Annotated in this window: 13 protein-coding genes and 2 pseudogenes; 14 read left to right on the top strand and 1 reads right to left on the bottom strand. The window is 37.2% G+C overall.

Going from position 1 to position 23,686, the window contains the following annotated elements:
* The first annotated feature begins 274 nt into the window (after positions 1-274).
* Positions 275-826, top strand: coding sequence for a hypothetical protein (locus GNE10_RS13065; RefSeq protein ID WP_260446872.1), 552 nt, complete (start codon positions 275-277; stop codon positions 824-826).
* A 14-nt stretch (positions 827-840) separates the two neighbouring features.
* Here the strand turns inward: GNE10_RS13065 and GNE10_RS13060 are convergent, their stop codons facing one another.
* A complete protein-coding gene (locus GNE10_RS13060; RefSeq protein WP_260446871.1) occupies positions 841-3,132 on the bottom strand; it encodes an NB-ARC domain-containing protein in 2,292 nt (763 codons plus the stop codon).
* Positions 3,133-3,404: 272 nt separating this feature from the next.
* Here GNE10_RS13060 and GNE10_RS35440 point away from each other — a divergent pair, with 272 nt between their 5' ends.
* The 13 genes and pseudogenes from GNE10_RS35440 to GNE10_RS13000 form a co-directional block, all read left to right on the top strand.
* Entirely contained in the window at positions 3,405-3,551 is a 147-nt protein-coding gene (locus GNE10_RS35440) for a hypothetical protein (RefSeq protein WP_221642834.1), read from the top strand.
* Between the two features lie 568 nt (positions 3,552-4,119).
* Positions 4,120-4,899, top strand: coding sequence for a hypothetical protein (locus GNE10_RS13055; RefSeq protein ID WP_185565548.1), 780 nt, complete (start codon positions 4,120-4,122; stop codon positions 4,897-4,899).
* Positions 4,900-4,947: 48 nt separating this feature from the next.
* Positions 4,948-5,934, top strand: coding sequence for a DUF1822 family protein (locus GNE10_RS13050; RefSeq protein WP_185565547.1), 987 nt, complete (start codon positions 4,948-4,950; stop codon positions 5,932-5,934).
* Between the two features lie 100 nt (positions 5,935-6,034).
* The gene (locus GNE10_RS13045; protein WP_185565546.1) at positions 6,035-8,341 is read left to right on the top strand and encodes a caspase family protein; all 2,307 of its coding nucleotides are present in this window, start codon (positions 6,035-6,037) and stop codon (positions 8,339-8,341) included.
* Positions 8,342-8,595: 254 nt separating this feature from the next.
* Positions 8,596-10,521, top strand: a complete 1,926-nt coding sequence (locus GNE10_RS13040; RefSeq protein WP_185565545.1) for a lipopolysaccharide assembly protein LapB — start codon at positions 8,596-8,598, stop codon at positions 10,519-10,521.
* A 34-nt stretch (positions 10,522-10,555) separates the two neighbouring features.
* Positions 10,556-14,053: an OmpH family outer membrane protein gene (locus GNE10_RS13035; RefSeq protein WP_185565544.1), complete on the top strand. Its 3,498-nt coding sequence runs from the start codon at positions 10,556-10,558 to the stop codon at positions 14,051-14,053.
* A gap of 20 nt (positions 14,054-14,073) precedes the next feature.
* The gene (locus GNE10_RS13030; RefSeq protein WP_221642833.1) at positions 14,074-17,061 is read left to right on the top strand and encodes a CHAT domain-containing protein; all 2,988 of its coding nucleotides are present in this window, start codon (positions 14,074-14,076) and stop codon (positions 17,059-17,061) included.
* Positions 17,062-17,402: 341 nt separating this feature from the next.
* Positions 17,403-18,640, top strand: a pseudogene (locus GNE10_RS13025) (ISAzo13 family transposase).
* A 195-nt stretch (positions 18,641-18,835) separates the two neighbouring features.
* Positions 18,836-19,051: pseudogene (locus tag GNE10_RS13020) on the top strand (DnaB-like helicase C-terminal domain-containing protein); the annotation flags it as partial.
* A 561-nt stretch (positions 19,052-19,612) separates the two neighbouring features.
* Positions 19,613-20,365: a hypothetical protein gene (locus tag GNE10_RS13015; RefSeq protein WP_185565543.1), complete on the top strand. Its 753-nt coding sequence runs from the start codon at positions 19,613-19,615 to the stop codon at positions 20,363-20,365.
* A 15-nt stretch (positions 20,366-20,380) separates the two neighbouring features.
* Entirely contained in the window at positions 20,381-21,205 is an 825-nt protein-coding gene (locus tag GNE10_RS13010) for a hypothetical protein (RefSeq protein WP_185565542.1), read from the top strand.
* Positions 21,195-22,100, top strand: a complete 906-nt coding sequence (locus GNE10_RS13005; protein ID WP_185565541.1) for a hypothetical protein — start codon at positions 21,195-21,197, stop codon at positions 22,098-22,100. Before GNE10_RS13010 ends, GNE10_RS13005 begins: the two co-directional genes overlap by 11 nt.
* A 4-nt stretch (positions 22,101-22,104) precedes the next feature.
* Positions 22,105-23,686: hypothetical protein (locus GNE10_RS13000; protein ID WP_185565540.1), on the top strand; the 1,582-nt coding region annotated here is incomplete at its 3' end.

Genomic DNA, 23,686 nt, shown 5'->3' with positions numbered 1-23,686 from the left:
TTACAAAACTTTACTGACTGAGTTTATAAATTTTCTTAAAATCAGAAATTGAAGCCATAGACTAGCATATTATCCAGTAGTTCAGCGATTTTTACCTACCAAAATCAATTTCTCAATATTTCTTTGAAAAAACTTGAGATTTTTAGCCAAAAAGCATAAAACTGCCTCCTGACTTATGAGGGTAATTAAGGGAACTCAGACAAAAATAGGTTGTTTCCCCTGTAACTAACAAAGTCTAAAGCCTATCAAAGGAGGTAGTCGCTTGAATATAAGCTTGGATCAAGAAACACTAAATGTACATTCACTTTCTAGTTCGCAAGTTCTTAACCAAGGTTTATCTGAAAAAATTTATAGCTTTTTCAATAAGTTAAACAAATTGGATTGGCAGCCAGTTGCTAAAAAATTTATATGTTCTGATAACGGAACTGGACGGACACTACAACAAACTGAATCTGCAATCAGTCTTTATAAGATGTTTTTGTGCCTCCATTTTCTATTCCCAGATATAGAATTAGTTCCGACCAAAGAGATTGATGAAGTATGGCACACCCATATTCTGTTAAATACTTATAAATACATTCAAGATTGTCAGGAGTTATATGGATATATTTTTCATCATTATTCTCCTGTTGATGAAACTTTAGAATTTCAAGACCAACATTATAAAAAGGCTATAGTAATAACTAAATACCTGTTTGAAAAATTGTTTGGTGTCAGCTTGATAGAAGATAGTCAATATCAGCGGACAGCTTGTCTGATAGTACCTCTGGATAATCAGTCATTACAAATAAGTGCCTGTTTAACTCTTCCAATGATTCAATCATAAAATGCAATTTGGTATTAACTGGAGAATAAAGTACGCATTTCTTTGGCTTCTGTTAGCATCTTCAAACTTTCAAAACCATCCGATGCTTCTTCTGCCAAGCGTTTAGCTTGAGGTAAATTCCCTGATAGTTTTTCCAGCTTAGCAAATGATGCCTTATGGTAAGCAATAGAGCGTTTATCTTTATGTCTCTCTGCAATTGGAAAGCTTAATTCTAATAATCGTCGTGCTTCTTCTAAATTTCCTAATTTTAGAGCCACGTCTGCTAACCAATTTTGAATAGCAACGACTGCTCTTTGCCATCCAGCTTGTTGAGCTTCAGTTAATGCTTGCTGGAAAATGTTTTCAGCCTGCTGATAATCTCCAGCTTGAAAATGTATCTGTCCTTGATAATAAATAATATGAACTTGTTGTTCCTTTATTTTCAACTCTGGTAGCGATGCTTGTTTTAACAGTTTTTCCTCTTCTGTTAGCCACTCCTGAGCTTGCTTAAACTGTTGTTGATTAATATATAAAATAGCCATGTTTGTAGCTATCTCTAACTGCAAGATTATAGTTTGATGGTGGCGCAAATCCCAAGCTTCCTGTAACAAAATCTCTGCTTCTTTTAGCTGGCTCTCTTGGCGCATCCTAATCAAAGTGCCAGCGCGATCGCTCATTACCTCAACTGCAAATGTCCAATCTCCAGCTTGTTTGGCAGTTTCAATCAACCAAGTTGTCCAGTCTAAACGTTCATCCCAGTATCCACGCACATGAATATAGCCCTTAATATGTTGCCAAATTGTTCGCGCATCACAGTACATTACTTTACTAATACACCATTCGAGTACGGCTCTGAGATTTTCCCATTCAGCTTCTAAATAACCATAGCCGAGATGCCATTCCTTCCAATTCGTACCTCCGTAAGCCTCCGAAAATTTGATATACCAATTGACCCATCTTTGTTGCAACTTTTGAGCCAATTCACTATTCGCAGCTAACTCAGCAGCAGAATACTCGCGGGTCAATTCAAGCAGGTTGTAGCGCCCTTGCTGCTGATAAACCAAGGAAAGTTGCTGCAATTTCGCCAATCCTTGAGCTGTAACAATTGGGTCAGCTTGCTCAAAAGCAATACTGGCAGCAGTTTCTCTGGTTATAGGTTGTACTCCTAGTGAAATTGCCATCAGCAAATAGTAAGGGGGCGTGCCTCTTAGGGGAATTACCGAGCCTGCAAAACAAAAACGGGCAACATCACCATTAGGTTCTTTGATTTGTGCCAACACATCCTCCAGTAAATAACCCGCCGCCATCTGACCAATGGCATAAATAATTGCAGCAGGTATTCCGCTTACTCCCTCAAAAAGTTGCTGAGATTCTTTCCTAGTCAAATTTATACTTTTTTCTTTAGCTTCATGTTGGATGAGGTGCAAACCATCTTCTTTAGGTAGACAACCCAGGCGAATGGGTACAAACAAAGCTTGTTCACGAGTAGTGATAATGACTTTCACCGTTGGTGGTAAATCGTATAGAAAGGACAGAACTTCCTGTTGGTCTTCAATGGTTTCTAAATTATCAACAATTAATAAGGTTTTTGTTTGAGATAATTTCTCTCGAATTGGCTGAAATTGTTCTTCTAAAGGTAAATTAATGATTTCACTGATATCTAGGACACGAGCAATTTCCCTGCAAATATCCCGCAGAGTACGTTCTCTAGTTAATCGAGGCAAGATACCAATAGAGGTCAGATGATTTTGTTTGGCGGAAGTAAAGATAATAGCTTCAAAGGTGGGAAGGCTGGGAGCGAAATGTTCGTTATTGCTCACTTCCAAGCAACGATAAGCTATTTCTACGACTAAAGTAGTTTTACCTACACCACCAATGCCATCCACACTGATTAAATGAGCGGTGTGCTGAAAATCCAAAAGTTCCATTAGCCGCATGATTTCTTGGGCGCGACCAATAAAGGCTGTATGTTCTCTTGCTGGCAAGTTTTGATAAATAAGGTATTTTTGGCTGATATTTACCAGATTGGGTTCAGTTTCTAAATGGGGTAGATGAGCAGGTTGGGTATGATCTGAAGGCTCCTCAGCATTTGACTCTAACCGTTGCGACTGTTCCAACTTGTTAGCCAGGAGAAATCTGAGTTTATTTTCTTTACCACGACTAACGCCACTAATATTGAACTTCCTGTACACCTGACCCATACGTTTCAAACAAGCATCTGCTGATGTACTCAATTGGGTGGCTATTTGTTCGTAGCTTAGACCATCCGCCATTCGCATCAAGAAAACTTGCTGCTGTTCTGGGGATAGTTCATGCTCGTAAGCCATTTGAGTAAGAAAACTATGTGGCAACATTCATCAACAAATAATTTGGCTATTTATCCTCCAGTTTACTCACTTTACCGAGGCATTAAGAGGATAGATAAGGTTAAATATTATGAAGACCGGGAAAATAGCCTAAAAAAAATTATATTCTCAAATAAACCGAGGATTAAGGAGGATAACTGGTATTAGAGCTACTGCTGTAAGAAATATATAAGTTCTCAGTTGCATGATTTACAAAACCTTACCCTACCCTATCGGGTACTCTTCTTCTTGTTATGGATACTGCTAGCGATTTAGGGGTTATACCCATCGTTGATGATAAATTAACTTTTTTAAGGCTATTCCAGGACGCGATGTCTACAACAGGCTACGCCTACTCGCCCTTGGCGTTGTGTCAAAAAGCATATAAATCTTTTGGATAAGGGGTTAAAGCTACCATTCGCCAGCAGTAACCTTACTTGCTAAGGCTGGGGGTGATGTAAAAAAGTGTATTGCGCCTATTGAAAACCGCTATATCAGTAACTGACTTTTTCCGTTAAGTCGTAAAAGGTTGAGATAGTAAGGATTTTAAGCTCTCATGTATTATCAATATATGAGAGCTAATGACAATAAACGACGAGAGAATAGGACTTTGAGATAGCGCTTCCAGGAGCGATGGCATCCTCTCAAAAGTAACGGGAAAAGTTAGATATCAACAAATAGCCTCGTCAACTGCTTCCTTAAGCTTTCCACTTTGAATGAAAAAGTGGCTTGGATGCGGTGTGAGAAGGTAAGTGTCTTTCCCACCTGAAAAAATATTCAGATTTTTTTTCCAATATGCATAAAACTACACTCTCTCTTTGGAGACTGATATAGGAATCTAAAAAAGCGAGGAGTAATCAGCTTGGATAGTCATTGTCTTGAAGACACTTATAGTTAAAGTTTTGTCAATCAAAGTTAAATGAATAACTAAAAATAAATAGCAAATGCACAAATAAGGGGTATCTTGCGATGGTCCAAAATCGACCACAGCCTTCTTTAGAAGAACTAGCTGTGAGAGCTAAAACAGCAGCAATACGAGCTAAGGATGACTCGCACAGTTGTGAAGTGAGACAGCAAGCATTATTAGAAAAACAGATTTTACTCACAGAACTAATGAGTGTATTAATGGAGCAGATAAAAATTGAGTTACCCAAACCAAAAAGCATTGATTTATCATATATTTATGAAGAAACGCTCCAAAACACCTTGTTGTATGTTTGTAAAAATATAGAAAAATTTGACCCAGAAAGGATTACTGTAAAAACAATAAATAAGGATGAACCAAAAGAAAATCCTTTTATAAGATGGTTTATTTTTCTATTCTTTAAAAGAAAAATAGATATTATTGATTGGATAAAGTGGAAAGGAAAAGTTATATCTATATATAAAGATAATAATGACTCTGAGACAAACATTCTTGATGTTTATTGCCCTCCAGAAGTTAACAATCCTCTTCCCTCTGAAAAGCTAATAGCTTTTATTAAAGAAGATCCAGAAGGATTATTCGCAAGTACACTGTTCAAGAATAACCCGAAGGCTAGCTTTCAAATTATTTTACTTAAAAAAGGTGAAGAAGGGAAGTCTTGGAAAGAAATAGTTGAAGAATTAAAGTTAGGGAAAACTCACGGACCTATTTTTACATTTTATGGAAGATGTTGTGAAAAATTCGCTCCTTATTTTAGAAAATATCTAAATTTAGAAGTCAAGATAAAAAGGAATCAAAGTCAGACTTCAGATGCATCTGACTAGATTATATGTGTGAATTAAATGTAAAAGAGCTTATCAGGAGAAAAAGCAATGAATTCTAATCAATTGGCTTTTACAATACCTATCAGCAGGGAAATGATTAATATTGCTGATAAATTGAGCCAGCAACAGCACAACGAACAAAAAACTCGTGAGGTTTATCTCAATACTTTGGCTTTATTGGTAGTTGAATTTTTCTGTCAATGTATGGAAATTGAAACAGAATTTAGCAAAACTTATGGCTTGGATAATGTTGTTCTATCTTTAATGAATACTGCCAGCATATTTATCAAAGATAAGGGTTTATTGGAGTGTCGTCCTGTACTTCCTAAAGAAGAATTTTGTGATATCCCACCAGAAATTTTATCAGAGCGTATTGGTTATATGGTAGTAGAAATTGATGAGATTGACAGACAAGCAAGAATATTAGGCTTCGTAGAATCGGTTACAAATGAAAAATTCCCTCTAGCTAAATTAAGCTCTCTTCAAGATTTTTTAGTTTATCTACAAAAATTACAAAAAGTTGAAAATGATGCAAATTCTACAGCAAGCATTCCTAAAATTACTGTCAATCTAATTAACGAAAGCATAGTTAAACTAAGCAAATGGTTTGAAGGATTATTAGACAGTGGATGGCAATCTGAATTAGCTATTGCCAGAGATATTCCTAATGTATTAGCTGTTTCCAAAGATATTTCTCCTGTTAATGTTACTGACAAAGAAGAAGTAGGTGGTGCAAGAATTATTCATCTCATGCATCTTTCTGAACCAGTGCTTTTAATTCTCCGCCAAACACGATTAAGTCCAGATGAGATTGAAATTATCTTACGTCTTTATCCAGCTAGTGAATCAATATTCTTATTAGATGGAATAAAGATGACATTACTAGATGAGAAAGATAACCCTATTCGTCAGCTTGAAAAGCAAGCAAAGGGAAGTAACTGGTTGCAACTTAGATTTAAAGGAAATGTTGGAGATGAATTTAGTTTAAAAATTAGTTTCAGAGAAGATAGCGTCATCACAAAATTTATTATTTAGTTAGGCTAACAAGTATTGTGCTTCTTAATATTGAAGTATTGCATATAAATGTAGATGATGTTTTTTGCAACTTTGACAAACACTAATAAGGGATAAAACGATGAATCGCAGTGTTTATGCTTTAATTGTTGGGATTAATAATTATCAATCTCCTACAATTCCTCCTTTAAAAGGATGCGTTAACGATATCATAGTGATTGATGAGTTTTTAAGAAAACACTTAACGAATAATGAGGATAAATTATTTATCAAGAAACTGATAAATCATGAAGCGACTCGTCAAGCGATTATTGACGGTTTTCGGGAACATCTCTGTCAGGCAAAAAGTAATGATGTTGCGTTATTTTACTTCAGCGGCCATGGTTCTCAAGAACGCGCTGGACAGGAATTTTGGAATTTAGAACCAGACCATTTAAATGAAACTTTGGTTTGTTGGGATAGTCGCACAGATAATATTTGGGATTTAGCTGATAAAGAAATTGCAAAATTAATTACAGAGGTTTCTCAAAATCACCCACATATTGTTATAATTTTGGATTGTTGTCATTCTGGTGGAGGGACACGAGACGAAAATAATAATGTTTCTTCAGATAAATTTAATTTGCAATATACCGGTATACGTTCAGTCAATACTGAATGGAGAGAAAGACCACTTTCTAGCTTTATATTGTCAGATAAAGAAATCAATAGTTTCTTTTCTAACTCTGATTTGAATGACAACCAAACAAATAAGTTTTTTCTACCACACGGAGAATACATACTTTTAGCCGCTTGCCGAGATAATGAAGAGGCAAAAGAACATCGTAGCCAAAAAAGAGGAGTATTTTCCTACTTTTTAATGGACAGCTTACAACGAAATGGCAGTTTAAATTATCGTGATTTATTTAAGCGAGCTAATGCCTTAGTTCGCAGTTTATATCCTAACCAATCGCCGCAAATTGAAGCGACAAATACCAATTACTTAGACCAGCCTTTTTTAGGAGGTATAGTTGGTCAACGACAAATATACTTTACCGTTATTTATGATGGACTCAATGGTTGGAGTATTGATGCAGGTGCGGTTCATGGTATTATTTATAGTAAGGGAAATGAAAAAACAAGGTTAGCTATCTTTCCAATCAATGTAGAAGATATTAGCCAGCTACAAGATGCGATCGCTGTAGCAGAAATTACAGAAGTTTTACCACAACTGAGCCGAATTAATATCTCTGGGGAAAGAGAAATATTAGATCCAGAGTTAACTTACAAAGCTGTCATTACCAGTTTACCTGCATCTTTTTTGAAAGTTTATCTGAAAGGAGAAGAATCTGGAGTTAACTATGCACGTCAAGCTATTAAAACAGCTAGTTTTGGTGAAAGCTATTCACTTTATATTGGTGAAGTAGATAATTTCAACGAAGCAGATGTTTGCTTGCAAGCTTTAGGTGATAAATATTTCATTATACGCGTTAGCGATCAGCGCCAATTAATATCCCCAATTCCAGGATTTACCTCAGAAAGTGCATTACAAGCAATTCATGCTTTAGAACATATTGCACGATGGATAAATATAGCTACTATTACAAATCCTGCGAACAGTTTAATTACAACTAATGCAATACAAATGCAAGTTTATCAACAGGAATCAGAAATTCATGATTCCCAGATTTATTTGGAATACCAATCTAATAATGGAAAGTTACAACCTCCAAAAATTCGCATAAAACTGACTAATAAAAGTGAAAATGCTCTTTACTGCGTTTTGCTGAATTTAACCGAACTTTTTGCAGTTACAGCAATTCCTTTTGCAGGAGGTCGCACTGGAATATTGTTGCAACCAGGGCAAGAAATTTGGGCTTTAGAAGGAAGAGATATCTCTATGGTTATACCTCAAAATTTTTGGCATCAGGGAGTAACAGAGTATAAAGATATTCTTAAACTAATTGTTAGCACTAGTGAATTTGATGCTAATTTGTTCGTACAAGGTAATATTGAAAAGTCTAATTACTATTCTTTTAGTGATAATACACAAGTATATATTACGAAAAGTATTGACTTTAATAATCTTATTATACGAAAAATTCAATCTCGTGCGATAGTTCCTTATCAAGATGAACCTCAAAAGCCTGAAGTTTTGGATGAGTGGATGACTAGTCAAATATTAATTATCACTGCAACACCTAATACGGATGAGCAAGTTAAACAGAAAAATTTACACAGGTTATTTAGACATTTGAGAATAGGATTATTTTTGGTATTGCCTGTGATAGCGATATTTTTGGGCTGGATAATCTGGCAAAAATCGCAGTCAGATAAATCAGATAAGCAAAAAACATCATATTATAACTTTTCTGTCCTGTTAGAAAAATCCAAAACCAATCTTAATAAAAATTCAAATCCAGTTACAGATGACAATGATTTTACATAGAGCAGAATTCAGGAGTTAAACAGCCTTCATGTCTGGCTAGCAGACCTAAATTCTGTACTCCATCAACTTGAAATGCACTGTAATAACTTTACTTAAGATTGTGCCACTTATGAAATTGCACTTTACTGTATTGCACTAATAATTGATTTTTGGTATTAGCTAATGTATTGACTTACAAAGTCGATTGGTAAAAAATTATTCTTTCAAATTTATATTTTTGACAACAAACACATAATTATTTACCAGAGTTTTTTATGATGATAGCACTTTTATGTCGTCCTCAAGAACGAGTATTCCCTCTTATCTCAGCAAATATTTATAACCTGAGTTCCGAGGAAACAGAATTAACTGCTGACCAACAAGCTGGGAAAAATCTGTTGCAGCTTGCCAACCAAGATTTCTCTACTTGGCATAATTTTACTGGATTGGGGTTAGATTTAAAAGGTCAACTAGGGCATTTATTAGTTCAGCATAAACTAGCAATAGAAGCAGAAATTGCTGCCAAGTGGCAACGGGCTGATTTTTTCTGGAATCAGATGCGAATTGAATTAAAGGCTTTATTAAAAAAGCCAGAGTTATGGCAGGAATTTGTGCAAAATATAACCAATATTCCTGGGGTTCATATAATTAACGATCCTGAAAAAATACGTCAGTATTTGGTGAATGAATTATTTATTAATACTCACTGTGCTTTCTACAATGGATTGATAATAAATACTAGAAAACCGTCTTGGAAAGAGCGTGCTTTTGTTCACATTGATTATATTCAGCAGTTGTTGGATTTATCTCCTGTATCTGCTCAAGAAGTAGAAACTTTATTAGGAGAAGCTTGGCAGACGCGAATTACTGCGTATAAAGAAGATAAGAAATGGCGACAAGCAATAAATTACTGTCAGCAAAGGATAAAATGGTTACCGAATAACATCACTTTTCAGGGTGAACTAGCAGAAATTCACTACTTAAAAGTGCTAGCAAAATTAGGAGAAGCAAGAACAGATAATCAATATACTAAAAATGCAAAACATTTATTAAATGGTATTCAAACCTTAGAGAAATACCTAAAAGACTATCCTTACAACGTGACTATTTTTGAAATGTTGGGTAGTTTGTATTATCTACGGGCAATTAGTTTAGCCAATAATAATTCTTTGGCTTTAGCACTGCTTTGTATCCAAAAAGCTGTAACTTACAATCCTTACTTACAGAAAGCTTTTGAGAGCCGTAATGAGCTAATTGAGACGATGGGGCAGCTACAAGAGCAGGTTAATCAGCTTCAGGTTGATATCAGACAAGGGGCGCAACTGACTCCCAAAGGGCAAAAAATGGTAGCGGAAGCTAATAAAGGTTTTGCACTCATGAATGTTTATATTGATTCCGATGAAGCTAAGGAAACAGCCAATGATTTTTATATAGCTGAAGCAGTTTACCTTTGGCATAAAATTGGGCTACCAGAACCCCTTGAAGGTTGGCAAAAGGAGTCATTTACTGGGGTAATGCATACTGCTAATGGCAAAACAATACCAATAGGGTCTAACAGTGGCTGGATTGGAAAGGCGCTCCATTTATGGGATGCAGTGAAAAATGTGTTGCAAAACCCACCATCAAGTAAAGCTAGTTTAGCTGGTCTTTGGCAATGGGCAATTCTTGATAAACCTGATTTAGCGGAACTGGATGCTAATGTTATCTGTGCATTTCTGGAACGTAAGCTGTTTGAGGAAAAGAGCGATCGCGTTTTAATAACACCTCCCACAGAAAACTCGGAATCACCTCCCATACTTACACCTGCATACACAAAACCTCAATTCAGTACAGAACCTATGATTTCGTGGCTATTTAGTTCTCAAGATAAGCGCATTAAGCTACAGATGATCGTTGCAAGTTTATTGATAGTTGCGACTAGTTACGTTGTGATACAAGAACGAACAACGTTTGCAAAACGAGAGAAGGCTTATCAAGTAATTTTGGCAGCAAAGCAAGTACAAAACGATCAAGCCGTGCTGGCAGCATCTAAGGAATTTTTTCACAATGCGTCCTTCTTTGGTAGAGATGAACGGACAGCACAGGTAATAGAAATCTACGAAGAATCTTTGGTACGTTGGGTTCCTCAGCAGCCAGAAGCGGAACTCACATCAGAAAACAAGGAATATTTAAAACTCTACACACAGTTACAAAAACTATAAAACTATCAAACCATAAATGCAGAGGAGAAAAGCCATGAACGTTAAAAAGATTTTTGATTTGTTGAGCATTACTGCTCTTGTTGCATCTCCTGTCGTTTTGGGAGTAGTTCACGCCCAAACAAGGACATCCCCAGCTGTTGCACAAACAACAGAAGTCATAACCAATAAAAACTTTCCTCTAAATCAACCTCAGCTCGTCAACTTTAATAAGGATGGCTTAGAAAAGTTGACAGAACGCCAAAAATCAGACCAATTACGCGATTGGCTGTTAATAACAGCTCTCTCTGGGAAAGGTCTTTCTAGTGAACAAATTAGTCAGAGTATCTATGACCTCCCGACGGTGCGCTATGACTTTATGAGTCCCGTTGCCAATTTTGAGTATGGTACTACTCGTTCTCGCTATATTGGTAATGGTAAAGTGATTGCCATCATACCAAAAACTGCTTCTAAAGAAGAGCGTATCAACGACCTTGCTCATATTGCCGATCGCCAAACTAAAGACCAAGGGGAAAAGCCAAAAGTAATTGAAGTATTTGAGTATGAAATTAATCCTACCAATCAATCAGCCACAATCACCAGACGCGATTCAATAAATGGTGAAGAAATTTTTAGCAGTGCCTATGGTTACTATGAAACTACTATCAACAACAAAGATGACCTACAAAATTTTCTCAATCAGATCGATGATATTACCTTCGCTCAAGTTAATAATTACAGTTTAAATTTAGGCGGACGTAAAATATTTGGCATTAAGCATCAAGGTATTCGTTTAGAAGATATAGCAGCATTGTGGCAATCAGAAAAGAAAATACAAGAGCGTCCACAAGACTTCAACTTCGTCAATGGTAGTGGATTTTCTCTAGATCCCAGTTTTGACTATAGTGGATTGCAAAAAGCTTTAGATGCTGCAAAACCTCTGTTGCAAATCAAATCAGATGGTAAACCTGTAATTAGCGAGCAAGATATTCAACAAGCGAAACAGGGTTTAAAACAAAAAGAGATAGAGCCTTATCGCCGATTGGTAAATAAACTAAAAATATTTTTAAAATCCAGGCAAGGCTCCAAAGCAATAGAAGAAGGAAAAATTGGAAAGCAAATCAAGCAAGAAATTTACTCATACGATACCAGAGTACAAAAAGAAGTAGAAACTGAGATTAAAAATTATCAAAATCAGCTGATTGGAGAGATAGAATCAGCAGAAAAATCTGGAAAAGCACCAGAAGATATCAAGCAATTAATAACAACTAGGTTCCAAAAGTTTCAAGAAAATCTCCTCAAACAAAAAGAAGAAGAAAGAAATAAATTTATTACTGATTTAGAAAATAAAGCAGAAGCAGAAATTAACAATTTTTTGCATCAAGACATAACTCAAGGTTTCATATTTGCACGTTATGACGGCGATTTGCAAGGAACAGAGGTTGGGATGATTCTGTTTTATACAGACTTACTTGCCAAACTTTGGGGGTTTGATTATGCTAATTCTGCTCCTGAAAAATCGATTCAAGACTTCAAAGCTAAAAAAGATATAGCTGTCTCATCGATCTATAAAGAAGAACTGAAAAGAGTATCTGGTACTAGAACTTGGTTTGAACCGAATAAAAAAGAAATTCAGGTTGCAGATGCAGGGAATAGCTTAATTTTTTCTCGTATTGCTACTAAAGTTTCTGCTCGTTCTCACAACCCACTTGAAGGCGAGAAAAATGAAGAAGCACCTAATGCTGTTTCTGACGCCTTTGTGAACTTTTGGAATGCTCACTACGAAGAAGTTGCTGAATTTGAGCCACAGTACAAAAAGCTCAATTCAATTATGAAGTGGAGTATTTTAATTAGTTGGATTAATCATTCAGGCAACAGCAATTCTTTGGATTTTTTATCCTCTGTTAGAGTTAGACGTGATTGGAATTTTTCTGAATGGGTTCAAGCTAAAAAAAATCAGCTAAAATTCCAAGACTGGGATACACAACCTTGTAATAATCAATCAGAAATTAATATAGAAAAGCCTGTATGCTTCTATAAGCCTGGCTATAAGGGAACTAAGGCAGAAGCAATACCTGTTATCACTTCAAAATCATTTAAACAATTCGGTGAGAATAGTTTTTTATCTGGTGGTGTTTCGTTATCTAGCAAAGATTTATTTAACGAAATACATCCGATTAACAAAACTACTTCAATTAACGAAGTAGTTTTACGTCCAAACATGGATTCATTTACTAAAGATGGTGATATTATCACTATTCAATCACAACCTCTAGCTAAGGATTTACAAGGTACGAAATATACACTCAAACCTATAACTAAATCTGAAGTATCAACTACGATTATTCCTGAAGAAAGTTTAAACTTTCGTAGTAAGAATGCAAACATAACTAATCAGCAGATTACTAGTAAAACTATCCAAACTCCCGACGGAATAACAATCGAAAATGATATTGGCAGTACTGGTTTTGGTAATTTAAATGTTACTAAAACACCGAATGGTTTTAACGTAGGTTTTGAGAGTCGGGCTGTAGATGCTGGATATTCCTTGGCCTTGGATTTAAGTAAAACAAAAGGGAATGTTTCTGATGCTCTTAAGAAAATAGATAATGTTGAGTTTGTCAGGTATTCTTCATCTCAACCTAATGATTATTATGTCAAACTTCAAGAGTCTGAGCAATGGGTGAAAGTTAGCGAAGGTGGTGGTATAATACCACCCTCCAAACCACCAAAAACACAAATGGCTGTTGGTGAACCAGAGGATGGTGCGCGTAACTTCAAAATCGAATGGTTAGATGAAGCACAAATACCGAAATCAACGCAATCAGTGTATCAGAACCCTTCTAGGGAAGGAGTAAATGATAAACCTTCGTTTAATCCGCACGAAGACGTGAAGAACCTCGTCACACATGAATTGCAGTATCGTGCGTTCAAGAAACTGGATTTAAATTTACGAATCCAAAAGATTGACAGTTCATTGAAAGCAAAGAACTATGTCAAAGCAAGCAAACTTCTTGATGAATCAATCAAAGTACACGGTTCCGAACCAAATTTGGTGCTGCGTAAGGTAATAGTTGAAGCTGGTGCAGGACGTTTGAATATAGAACCGATATCTGTTCAAGGGACAAAAGTACCATTTGAAAAAAATAACGTTTTTGATGAAATCAATCGAGTTGTAGAAAACAACAACTTCCACCGAATTGAGACAGATAAAGAGTTCTATTATGTGCAAGATGATCCAGGCTTAAATAACCGTGATTGGAACGTTTCTGTTAAATCAGGTGTTCCTTTCTCTGGAGCCAGATTCTACAAAATTCAAGCGGGAAAAATAGGTGGGGTAAAAGTTTCTCTCAGCGGGATAAATGATGCTAGTGCCTCAAGCCACGCTGCTACCAAACCTCAAGTCTCGAATTCTACCTATCGCCTCTACAATCCTTCCCTACCCTATACAGGGAAAGAAGACAAATGCGACAAACCAGATGAATTAGAAACAAATAAAACAGCTAACTGTCCCGATGAAAAGCCTACTTACATCGTCACAGTATCAGATAAGTAGTAATTTACAGACGGAGGAGTATGGTGTCATTCGATTCTTTGGATGAACTCAAAGATGGATATGAATTAGCACTGGCAAAATGGCGACAAGGTGATTTAGCAGGAGCTTTCCACCTCTTGCTAGAAATCTTCACTTATCGCCTTCTCGATACTGAGTTAATTGATGCTGATTTAAAAGTCATCCAATCCCTTGCAGATTTAGCTAGTTTTTTTGGTGAATTTCAAATAGCTGATGATTTACTTTGTGGTGCTGTTGGATTATATGAGAATGCAGACAGCGAATGTTGGGCTGACTATACCCGTTTAAGAAGAATTCAATTGTCTTTAGATAAAGGAGATTTGCATCTATCCAAGCTATTGCTGCAAGAAATGGCTTCGCGTATCGGCGATATTGACGAAATTCAATTCTCAACACCAGGTTTAATTAAGTGGGAATTAAGTTGTATATGGCGCAATACTGAGTTCCAAGATCGGACTGTGTTGTTTGCTGAACTCTATTTAGTTATGGGACGACTACTTTCTGCTTTAGGACAATATGCTGAGGCTTTAGTAGCGCTGCATCAAGGACTATCACATACTGAAGGCAAAGAAATACCTTCTTTGGCTCAGCAGACTGTCATACCACTCAAACTAGCTGTTGCAACTGCTCACTTGGAGAAGGGCAACTTTAATCATGCGGATAATTATCTTTCTGATTTGGACAGCCAATTAATTCAACAGGAATCTCCCGAATACTTAATCCGCTGGTTTGAGTTATCTGGCAAACTCTGTCTACTCCAGGGAGAGTTGGGCAAGGGGCTGAAACAATTCCAAAAAGTTCAGGAAATTTGCTCTCAACTGCGTTCTCAACAAGCCCAGTTGCGCTCAACTCTTAATCTTGCTCATATTTTAATTCTCCTTAACCAGACTAGCACTGCCCAGAGTTACTTAAATAGTGTCCAGTCAGATGCCTCAACTATTGGCAATTCTGCTTTAGTCAGTCGTGCAGAATTATTGCTGAGTCTTGCTCAGACTCGTAGTCGTTCCTTAGTGGAGGGTAGTCCTGTAGCACTGACGGTTATCGGAATGCTAGGAGGAAAACATAAACCGCAGTCTGTAGTACAAGAAGATGCAAAACTCGATTTATCTAGCCCATCAGCTAATTTTTTGACTTGGTTTGAAGACCGTGCCCTCGCTTTTCATTGGCAGTTAAGTGACTATAACCTACAAACCGCAGGTAAGTTACTCAAGCAAATTAAAACAGTATTTCAGCATACTGATTCGCGTCTTATTCAGGTACAAATTCGGGTGTTAGAAGGGATTTTTGCTTATTATCAAGGGGTGGAAAGCAAAAAAAGCGATGTCTACGACGGGCTACGCTTACGCTCAAAAGTGCGCTCCCACTCAGCAGACATTATTCAGGCGAACGAGATTTTAGAGGAAGTCTGTCCGCAACTCAAACAGATGGGGTTAAAACCAGAACTCTGGCAAGTACAGCGATTTTTGGGATGGTGTCGGGCTAGCTTAAATTATCCAGCAGACGAACAAGAAACTTTAACAGTATCTACAAATCAACTACTAGCACAGATGACTGCATCACTGACTCCTGAAGACCAAGTGTTTTATCTGTTGAATAGATGGACTACAGATGAAGAATACATCGCCGCAGAAATTAATCAGCTACAACGTATGCAACTGAGATTGCATCGAGTTTCTGTTTGGCTACGTCCTTGGCAACGGTTAGAACTGATGCGGCGGCTCAATGCTTTAGTGGAACATATCGACAGATACAAGGATGTATTAGCCAAACGTACAATTAAAGGCGACAGAATAAAAGTTCCATTTTTACCTCCTGCATCATTATGGCTGCGGCTGTTAACTCACCCAAAAGACAGAATTACTCTTTCCTTTTTGATTCTGCCAGATCGTGTTTTAGTTGTGAGAACAGGGCGATTTTTATTTGATTTTCATGTTATTCCTATCACTCGTTTGGAAGTGCGTAATCAGGTACAACATTGGTACAAACTTATCAAGAATATTAACGATGGTCGAGATATCGATGACAAACCAATCAACAGTATCGATGACAACGGTGATATTAATTATCATCGAGATATGAATGTGAATTGGCAGGGCGAATATGAAGAAGAAATGGCAGAGGTAGCAAATGTGGGGCAGGAAGTAGCTAAAACTCTTGCAGAAATGCTAGCAATTCCTAAGCTGCTAGAAGGTTTACCCAAACACATTCGGGCATTGACAATTGTACCTGATGATATTTTGCATGGCTTTCCTTTTGCCGCCATACGCTACAAAGAAAAGTATTTAATTGAGCATTATGCCATTTCTATAGCTTACGAGTCCAAAGGTAGGCGATCGCCTCCTAATTCAATTATTTCCAAACAAAAAGCGTTAGTAGTAGGCGTATCTAACGGTAACAAGCAGTTTTCATTCCTCAAAGGGGTTAAACCCGAACTAAAACAGGTAGAAGACTGGCTAGACCGCAATCACATTCATCGCTTTTCTTTTGTAAATAGTTCCAAAACTACTGTTGTTGAAAATTTATCTCAAGCAACCTTACTTCATATTGCTTGTCATGGCACTTTTGAGTTAAATCAACCAGACCAGTCAGGACTGGTATTTATCTCTGATTCTAAAGAACAAGAGATTCTCAGCCTCAGAGAATTATCAGAAATGAACTTAACGAATTTGCGCCATGCAACCCTCTCTTCCTGTTGGTCAGCAGATCACTTTATCCTCCCTGGTCGTTGGATTATCAGCTTACCGGAAACACTCTGGCGGTCTGGAACTCAAAGCATTCTTGGTTGTCTTTGGAAGGTAGACGATAAAATCGCAGTATCTTTTATGGCCCGTTTTTACAACTATTTAGATAAATTCCCACGAGATGAAGCTTTGCATCGGACTCAGTTAGATTGCCTAAATAACTGTCTGCCTAACTGCAATGTAAATACTGATAGCCTTTTCTTATGGGCAGGATTTAATCTTTATGGCGACTACACAGCTTTAAATTGACGAAGATTAATGCCAATAATTTTTTACCAATTTTATGGTTATTTCATTACTGAAAAGTTTACCCCATTTTAATTTGAGGGTTAACGTACAAAAAACCGTTTTGGGTGCGACACGATGGCGCACCAAGAGCTGGAAGCCCCTACAAAGCTTCCAAAAGATGAGTATTGATATACTTGGTTAAGCTGGAAACGCCTAAGGGACTTCCAGAAAATAAACTATTCCATTAATAATAATAATCATTTTTAAGGGGAATGAAGGGGCTGCCGACGGCAGCCCCTTCATTCCCCTTTTGTAGTAATTTGAATAATGACGCTTGTTTTTGAGTGTGGTAACTGATGTCCATAGTATTAACTGATTCTCTCAAAAAGTTGTTGATTGAAACTGCATCTCAACTAAAAGGTGCAGCAAAGCGCAAATTTATGGCACAGACAGTTCAGGGCTTAGGCTTAGGAGGGCAAAGGCTTGCACAATCAGAATTAGGATGGAATCGAGATACTATTAGGAAAGGAATAAGAGAATTAGAAAGCGGTATTACTTGTGTTGATAACATGAGTGGCAAAGGACGTTATAAAGCAGAAGTTCACCTGCCAAATCTTTTAGAAGACATAAAAAACTTAGTTGACTTCCATAGTCAAACTGATCCTAGTTTTAAAAGTCAAAGACTATATAGCAGACTCAGTGCTGCCGAAGTCAGAAAGCAATTAATTGAAAAATATGGTTATAGTGATGAAAATTTACATACATCAGAAACAATTCGAGTCAAATTAAATAATTTAGGTTATAAGCTCAGAAGGGTAAAGAAAGTTCAACCTCAAAAAAAATCCCACAAACTGATGCCATCTTTGAGCAATTATACCTAGTAAATAAAGATGCTTCGGAAGATAAAAGTATTCTACGTCTAAGCATGGATGCAAAAGCTCGCGTTAAGATTGGCTCATTTGATCGCGGGGGTAAAAGCAGGGATGGAGCAAAAGCTGATGACCATGATTATAATCCAAAAACAACTGTAACTCCTTATGGTATATTCCTTCCAGAGTTTGATGAACTATTTTTATACTTTACGGAATCGAAAGTTACAATTGATTTTATTGTTGATATTTTAGAAGATTTTTGGTTATCAGAAAAACGATGCTTTTCTGATAACCAAACCCTACTTCTCAATCAAGATAATGGGCCGCAGAATAGTTCACGGCGTACCCAATTTATGAAACGTATAGTAGAGTTTGCCCACAAGCATCAAGTAAATGTACGTTTAGCTTACTATCCACCTTATCATAGTAAATATAATTCGATAGAAAGGACATGGGCAATACTAGAGAATCATTAGAATGGCAGCATTTTAGATGAAGTGGAGACGGCTTTAAAGTTTGCTAGTACTATGAAATGGAAAGGTTCTCATCCAGTAGTTAAGCTAGTACACAAAACTTATGAGAATGGGGTAAAACTTACAAAAAAATCTATGGCTCAAATTGAAAAACAGATTGAGCGGCTAACCGATTCTACTCATGAAGTCTTCCCAAATTTAGGTAATTGGTTTATTGATATTTGTTGTAGTAAAACAAAAGTTATTTACTTTTAATAACAGCATTTATTTAGCTACAAAATATCCCTTATTTACACTGTTTAACTTCAAAGCAGACGACAAGTGTATAGATTCTTTATGCATAGATGAGGGGGAGAAAAGGGGTTGCCGAGGGCAACCCCTTTTCTCCCCCTTAAAATGATTATCATTCTTGAGAAAACCTGTCTCTTGTTTTTTTTGGAATAATTTATTCTTTGGAAGTCCCTTAGCCAATCAGGAATTTTAGAAATGGTGGCAGACAATATTATTCTCGCTTACCGGGATGAGTATTACAACCCAGACACTACAGACCAAGGAATATTAGAGCTGATCGTGGCTAAAGCACGGCACGGTGAAACAGGCACAGCAACGGTATTTTTTGACAAGTCCTATGGAATTATCCAGAATTTGCCCTCCGGAAATATTTGAGTCTTCAAACTGCTGTCAAAACTATCCGCCTCCTGTATCGGAATTTTTACTGGGGGGTATTGATAATAGCCCTAGTAAAAACCTTATTTGATTGATACCAGAAAGCAACCCGGCGATCGCAACAATGATTTGGATTGGTCAGTGCTAATTGTTGAGATTGTTTAATCCCGACAATAGAAATATTGTGTTAAATTCCGTAAAAGCGCATACTCAAGATGTATCCAGAGATAAACTCATAATCTGCTACCCTAACCATGTATTAAGACTTTTTCGAGCAATATCTGAGACTATACTAGTCTGACTTTTCACGGTAGGTCCTCGAACCACGAAATAGCGTAGCTTTTTCCATCGGCTCATTGTCAACAATCCAAAATTATTGACAATGAGCCACTGAAAAATCAGAGATTGGGAAGCGCTAAAAATACCCTTTTCAATATGCCGTGAAAAGTCAGTATACTAGTGGGTGATCTTAATTACGTAATAAACTATACAAACTAATTTATCTTTTGAATAGATGCTCAGTACGTAATTCTGATTTTCAATTTTGAAAGGAAAGTAGATGTGGGAGTAGTTTACATAGGCGATCGCACAACAGGCAAAACTCACTTAGCAATGGAGTTAGCCAACCCGAAAAATGAATATGTAAAAGTAACAAGTCTAGATTATGAAAATCTTAGACAAAAACTATATGACGTAAACACAGGTGAATTTAAAGCAACAGATGCTGAACAAGCTGTTTATGGAGAATACTTAGATATCCAAGTGCGACTCCCTACGGGTAATAAACAAGTAATAGTAGATTGGATAGATACACCTGGAGAAGTTTGGCGAAAAAGCTGGCAAACTGACAACCCAGATAAATGGAGGAAATTTTTAGAAACAATACAACAAAGTGAAGGAATTTTACTAATTCTTCCACCGCATCGGGGATTAACTTTCCAGTCAGGTGTGAATATAGAGCAATTTATGAACCAACAACAATGGTGCAATAGATTTGACCGTTGGGTAGAGTTTTTTCGTCAGGATTGCCCCAAAGCAAGACATATTCTTATTTGTTTAAATAAAGCAGATTTATTTTGCGATTTGCAAAAAGAAGCTTCGCAGCTTGTTTACAATCCTAACGGCGCTCAAATGAATTGGCAGCAACGTCATAGTTATGTTTTACAGAGATATTTTAGACCAATTCACTCACAGTTAGAACAAATTAATAATAATGTTTTAGGTTTATCGGTTCGGTGCTTTATTACTAGTATTTATCATCGCTCTTTATTGGAATTACCTTGGATTTATTTAGGGAGTTTTTTGGCTAGGTAATGAAGGAGAATTAATATGGGAAATATTCGTGTAATTGGTCCACGAGGTTCGGGTAAAACAACTTATTTAGCGGCTCTAGCTTATCAGCCTATACAACCAGGAAGTAAGACTAAAAATTTCAAAGTCCAGGCGATTAATGAAGACACAAGAAAACTAGCAGAAAAAGCTGAAACTCTGATTCTGGAGGGTGGTTCACTAGAACCTACTGGCGTTTTAGTTAAAACTATCGATGATGTGCCTGTTTATTCATTTAATATTCAAATTGGCACTTTATTTCAGAAAAATCAAAACATAAACTTAGCAGTTAGAGATTATCCAGGAGAAATTTTTGATGAACTAGAACTAGGGTTAACAAATCCAATCCAAACAGAATTTATTGATGAATGCCTAGCAAAAGATGTGGCTGGTTGTTTGATTATGTTAACTGAGTGGAAGAAGGGAACAGATAGGCATTACAGCCGAGTTTTACAACGGTTTATTGAATTGATGGATAACCAAGGTAGAATTAGTGATTTACGCCTAGCTGTGGCAATGAGTAAGTGCGAACGTGGGGAACTTTGGCCTGGTCGTTTAGACCCAGAAACAGATTTATTTAACGCTCATTTACCGAAAAGTACAAAAGTTTTAAAAGAAAAAATTCCTTCTCGGAATTTAAATTTTTATGCCATATCAACTTTTGGGGTTTTAGGACGCAATAATCCCCGACCAAATCGGATTGAAGAATGGGGAACGAATGGGAGAAATTCGGTTTTGCGAGAGGCAAATCGTTGGCGGCCTTACAACTTAATTGCCCCTCTTTATTGGCTGAGTACGGGTAGGAGAATGAGAAATGAAGCTTGATTGGTTGAAAAAGAATTCCTCTGAACCGCAGCAAAGTAATGCAGTATTGCGGGTAATTGGCGATCGCTCCTCTGGTAAAACAACCTACATGGCATCTTTAGCACGCTGGCCCAACGCCGATCCTTCTAGTCCCGTGCAGTCTGTAATCCCAGTGAATGAAGCAGGAGAAGAACTCATTACTAAAGCTCAAAATCTTCTAGAACAAGGATTGGCTCTCGAACCCAGCAACCTTGATGCTAGTGCGGCTGATGTCAAAGATTACACGCTCAGGATTGCACTCAAAGGACAGTTTTCTTGGAAAAATGCCAAAACTAGCATTGGATCTCAATTAGTAAATCTTAATATCAGTTGTAAAGACTACCCTGGAGAGTTTTTTGCTGACCTCCTCCAACAAACAGGAAACCCAAAATTACAGGATTACTTAGATGATTGCCTGCAAGCCACGGGAATAATGTTCTTAGTTGATGGCAACAGTCGTCGCAAAGACCTGGAATACGTTACAGGTTTAGATAAATTTTTGACAGCCTTAGATCGTAGCGACATTATGGGTGGAAAGCGGAGAATTTCCCTGGTTATGACTAAATGCGAACAATCAGAGTTGTGGGTTAATCGCCATAAACCTGCATTTCTTGCAGAGGCTCGTTTTCCTCAAGTTTTTAGAAAATTGCAAACTTGGCAGCAAATGGGAGCCGGAAAAGTGGATTACTTTACTACTTCGGCTTTTGGGATGTTGGGGAATAATTTCCCAGAACCAAATGTAACTTTACTTAGTCGTGGGCGAGATGGAATCGCCGCAGTAATCAAAGACCCGAAGCGCTGGCGACCTTTTGGCCTAGTGGCTCCAATTTATTGGCTATGTACAGGCGATCGCCATAAAGAATTAGATAAAGGTTAAATATATGAATCCAGCAACTATTAAAATTCACGAATTTAGTACTGGTATTCGCCCAGAGAGAACAGCTGATGGCGGTTGGGTGTCACGGGGATTCACCGGACAATATATGAATATAACGCTTGCATCTGTTCCCTCTGCTGTAGAGCGTTCCATTGCCAATCGGGAATTTGCCGTAACAGAAGGTGCTTCTACCGATCGGCCAGCAATCATCGGCCGTGTGGTGGGGAGTGGAGAAGATGCTTGGTCAGTGGTGGCTGTGGTGACGCGGGGGCGAGATGAAATAGGGCGTAGTTTGTCTGTTTATCGTTATTTTTTGTGCCAGGGAGATAACAACCTTCGGAAAATCTTGGCTTGGTGGGAAGGTAAAGGAATGCCCAGGTTTGACCCCTTTGATTCTAGAGAGGTTGGGCAACCTAATTTATTTGATGTCAATTCTGCTCAGCCACCAAATATCCAACAAGAAGCTCTAGCTTTACCTGTAGATAGCTCTGAGCCAATACTATTAGAACCAAAACATCAATATAATTTGCAAACTATCAATACTTTAGCAATAAAAAAATTCAACACTCATAGCAGCGGTCAAACTGCTTCTTGGGCATTTAATGTTGAAGCACTGGAACAACCGAGACGTTTTCAGGTAATTCAAGCAGCGAGTCAGCGTGCCTATGAAATATTAGAAAGAGCAATCAAGAATGTTCCGCAATTTTCAGCGCCGGTTGTTGCAGACGAAGAAGCACTTAAGTCTGCAATTCGGGGTTTGATTAATAGTTCTCAAGTGAAACCTGAAGCAGTACAAACCATTGCGGATGCTCTACAAAATCAACAAATTCCCAAAGAATATTGGCACAGCCTGTTTGACGCACAGGGAGCGAAAACTGCAATTAACCAAAAAATTTATAGCCCACAAATGGTGCGGTTAATTACCCTCAGAGCAATGGTAATACCAGAGACTCTACCGGAATTTTTGGCTTGGTTGAATGTGAAGGCAGGTAAGAAACCAGACGATAACCAGACTGTTTCTTTAGAGTTCCAATTGGCTATACGTGATTTATTTCCTAAAAATAAACTTGTAGATGGGATAAAGTTTATCTTACCTAAGCTTTTGGAAGAAGAAATTACACCTGAGACATTATATAGTTTGCTAATGGTCAAAGGTAGTGCCTGGTTTGTTTGTCGTAAAGATTTTACTGATGATATTCAATCAGATTTAAAGCTAATCGATCAAATTTTTCATTCTTCCGATCCAGAAGCAATTTTAGCCTCAAAAAGTTTTAAGTTAGGTACTAAAATTTGGCAAGAATTAATGAGCTTTTGGCGATTAAATCGCTATCATAATAACTCATTTAATCGCTATTACAAGCCTTTTGCTGAATTATTTGAACAGCTAGAAACTTACTCAATATCTGCTTATTTTTATCAAGTAAGCGATGGTATAGTTCCTAAAGATATATATAATAAAACTTCTTCTCATAAGCCTTTCGGGTTACGTCTCAAACCGAAGGTTAGTCTTTTTGAAACTTTTTTGTTCTTTTTCCAAGAAAATTCCGAGCATTTTGCAATTCTTGCAGTATTAGTACCAATATTAT

Source organism: Nostoc sp. 2RC, assembly GCF_014222165.1.
Lineage (GTDB): Bacteria > Cyanobacteriota > Cyanobacteriia > Cyanobacteriales > Nostocaceae > Nostoc > Nostoc linckia.
Note: the sequence above shows the minus strand (reverse complement) of the source record. Positions and strands in the feature narration are given on the sequence as shown.

What these genes read in the sequence shown, in the direction of transcription:
- GNE10_RS13060 (WP_260446871.1), bottom strand. Translation starts at nt 3,132, where the DNA reads ATGGCTTACGAGCATGAACTATCCCCAGAACAGCAGCAAGTTTTCTTG.
- GNE10_RS35440 (WP_221642834.1), top strand. Translation starts at nt 3,405, where the DNA reads ATGGATACTGCTAGCGATTTAGGGGTTATACCCATCGTTGATGATAAA.
- GNE10_RS13055 (WP_185565548.1), top strand. Translation starts at nt 4,120, where the DNA reads ATGGTCCAAAATCGACCACAGCCTTCTTTAGAAGAACTAGCTGTGAGA.
- GNE10_RS13050 (WP_185565547.1), top strand. Translation starts at nt 4,948, where the DNA reads ATGAATTCTAATCAATTGGCTTTTACAATACCTATCAGCAGGGAAATG.
- GNE10_RS13045 (WP_185565546.1), top strand. Translation starts at nt 6,035, where the DNA reads ATGAATCGCAGTGTTTATGCTTTAATTGTTGGGATTAATAATTATCAA.
- GNE10_RS13040 (WP_185565545.1), top strand. Translation starts at nt 8,596, where the DNA reads ATGATGATAGCACTTTTATGTCGTCCTCAAGAACGAGTATTCCCTCTT.
- GNE10_RS13035 (WP_185565544.1), top strand. Translation starts at nt 10,556, where the DNA reads ATGAACGTTAAAAAGATTTTTGATTTGTTGAGCATTACTGCTCTTGTT.
- GNE10_RS13030 (WP_221642833.1), top strand. Translation starts at nt 14,074, where the DNA reads ATGGTGTCATTCGATTCTTTGGATGAACTCAAAGATGGATATGAATTA.
- GNE10_RS13010 (WP_185565542.1), top strand. Translation starts at nt 20,381, where the DNA reads ATGGGAAATATTCGTGTAATTGGTCCACGAGGTTCGGGTAAAACAACT.
- GNE10_RS13005 (WP_185565541.1), top strand. Translation starts at nt 21,195, where the DNA reads ATGAAGCTTGATTGGTTGAAAAAGAATTCCTCTGAACCGCAGCAAAGT.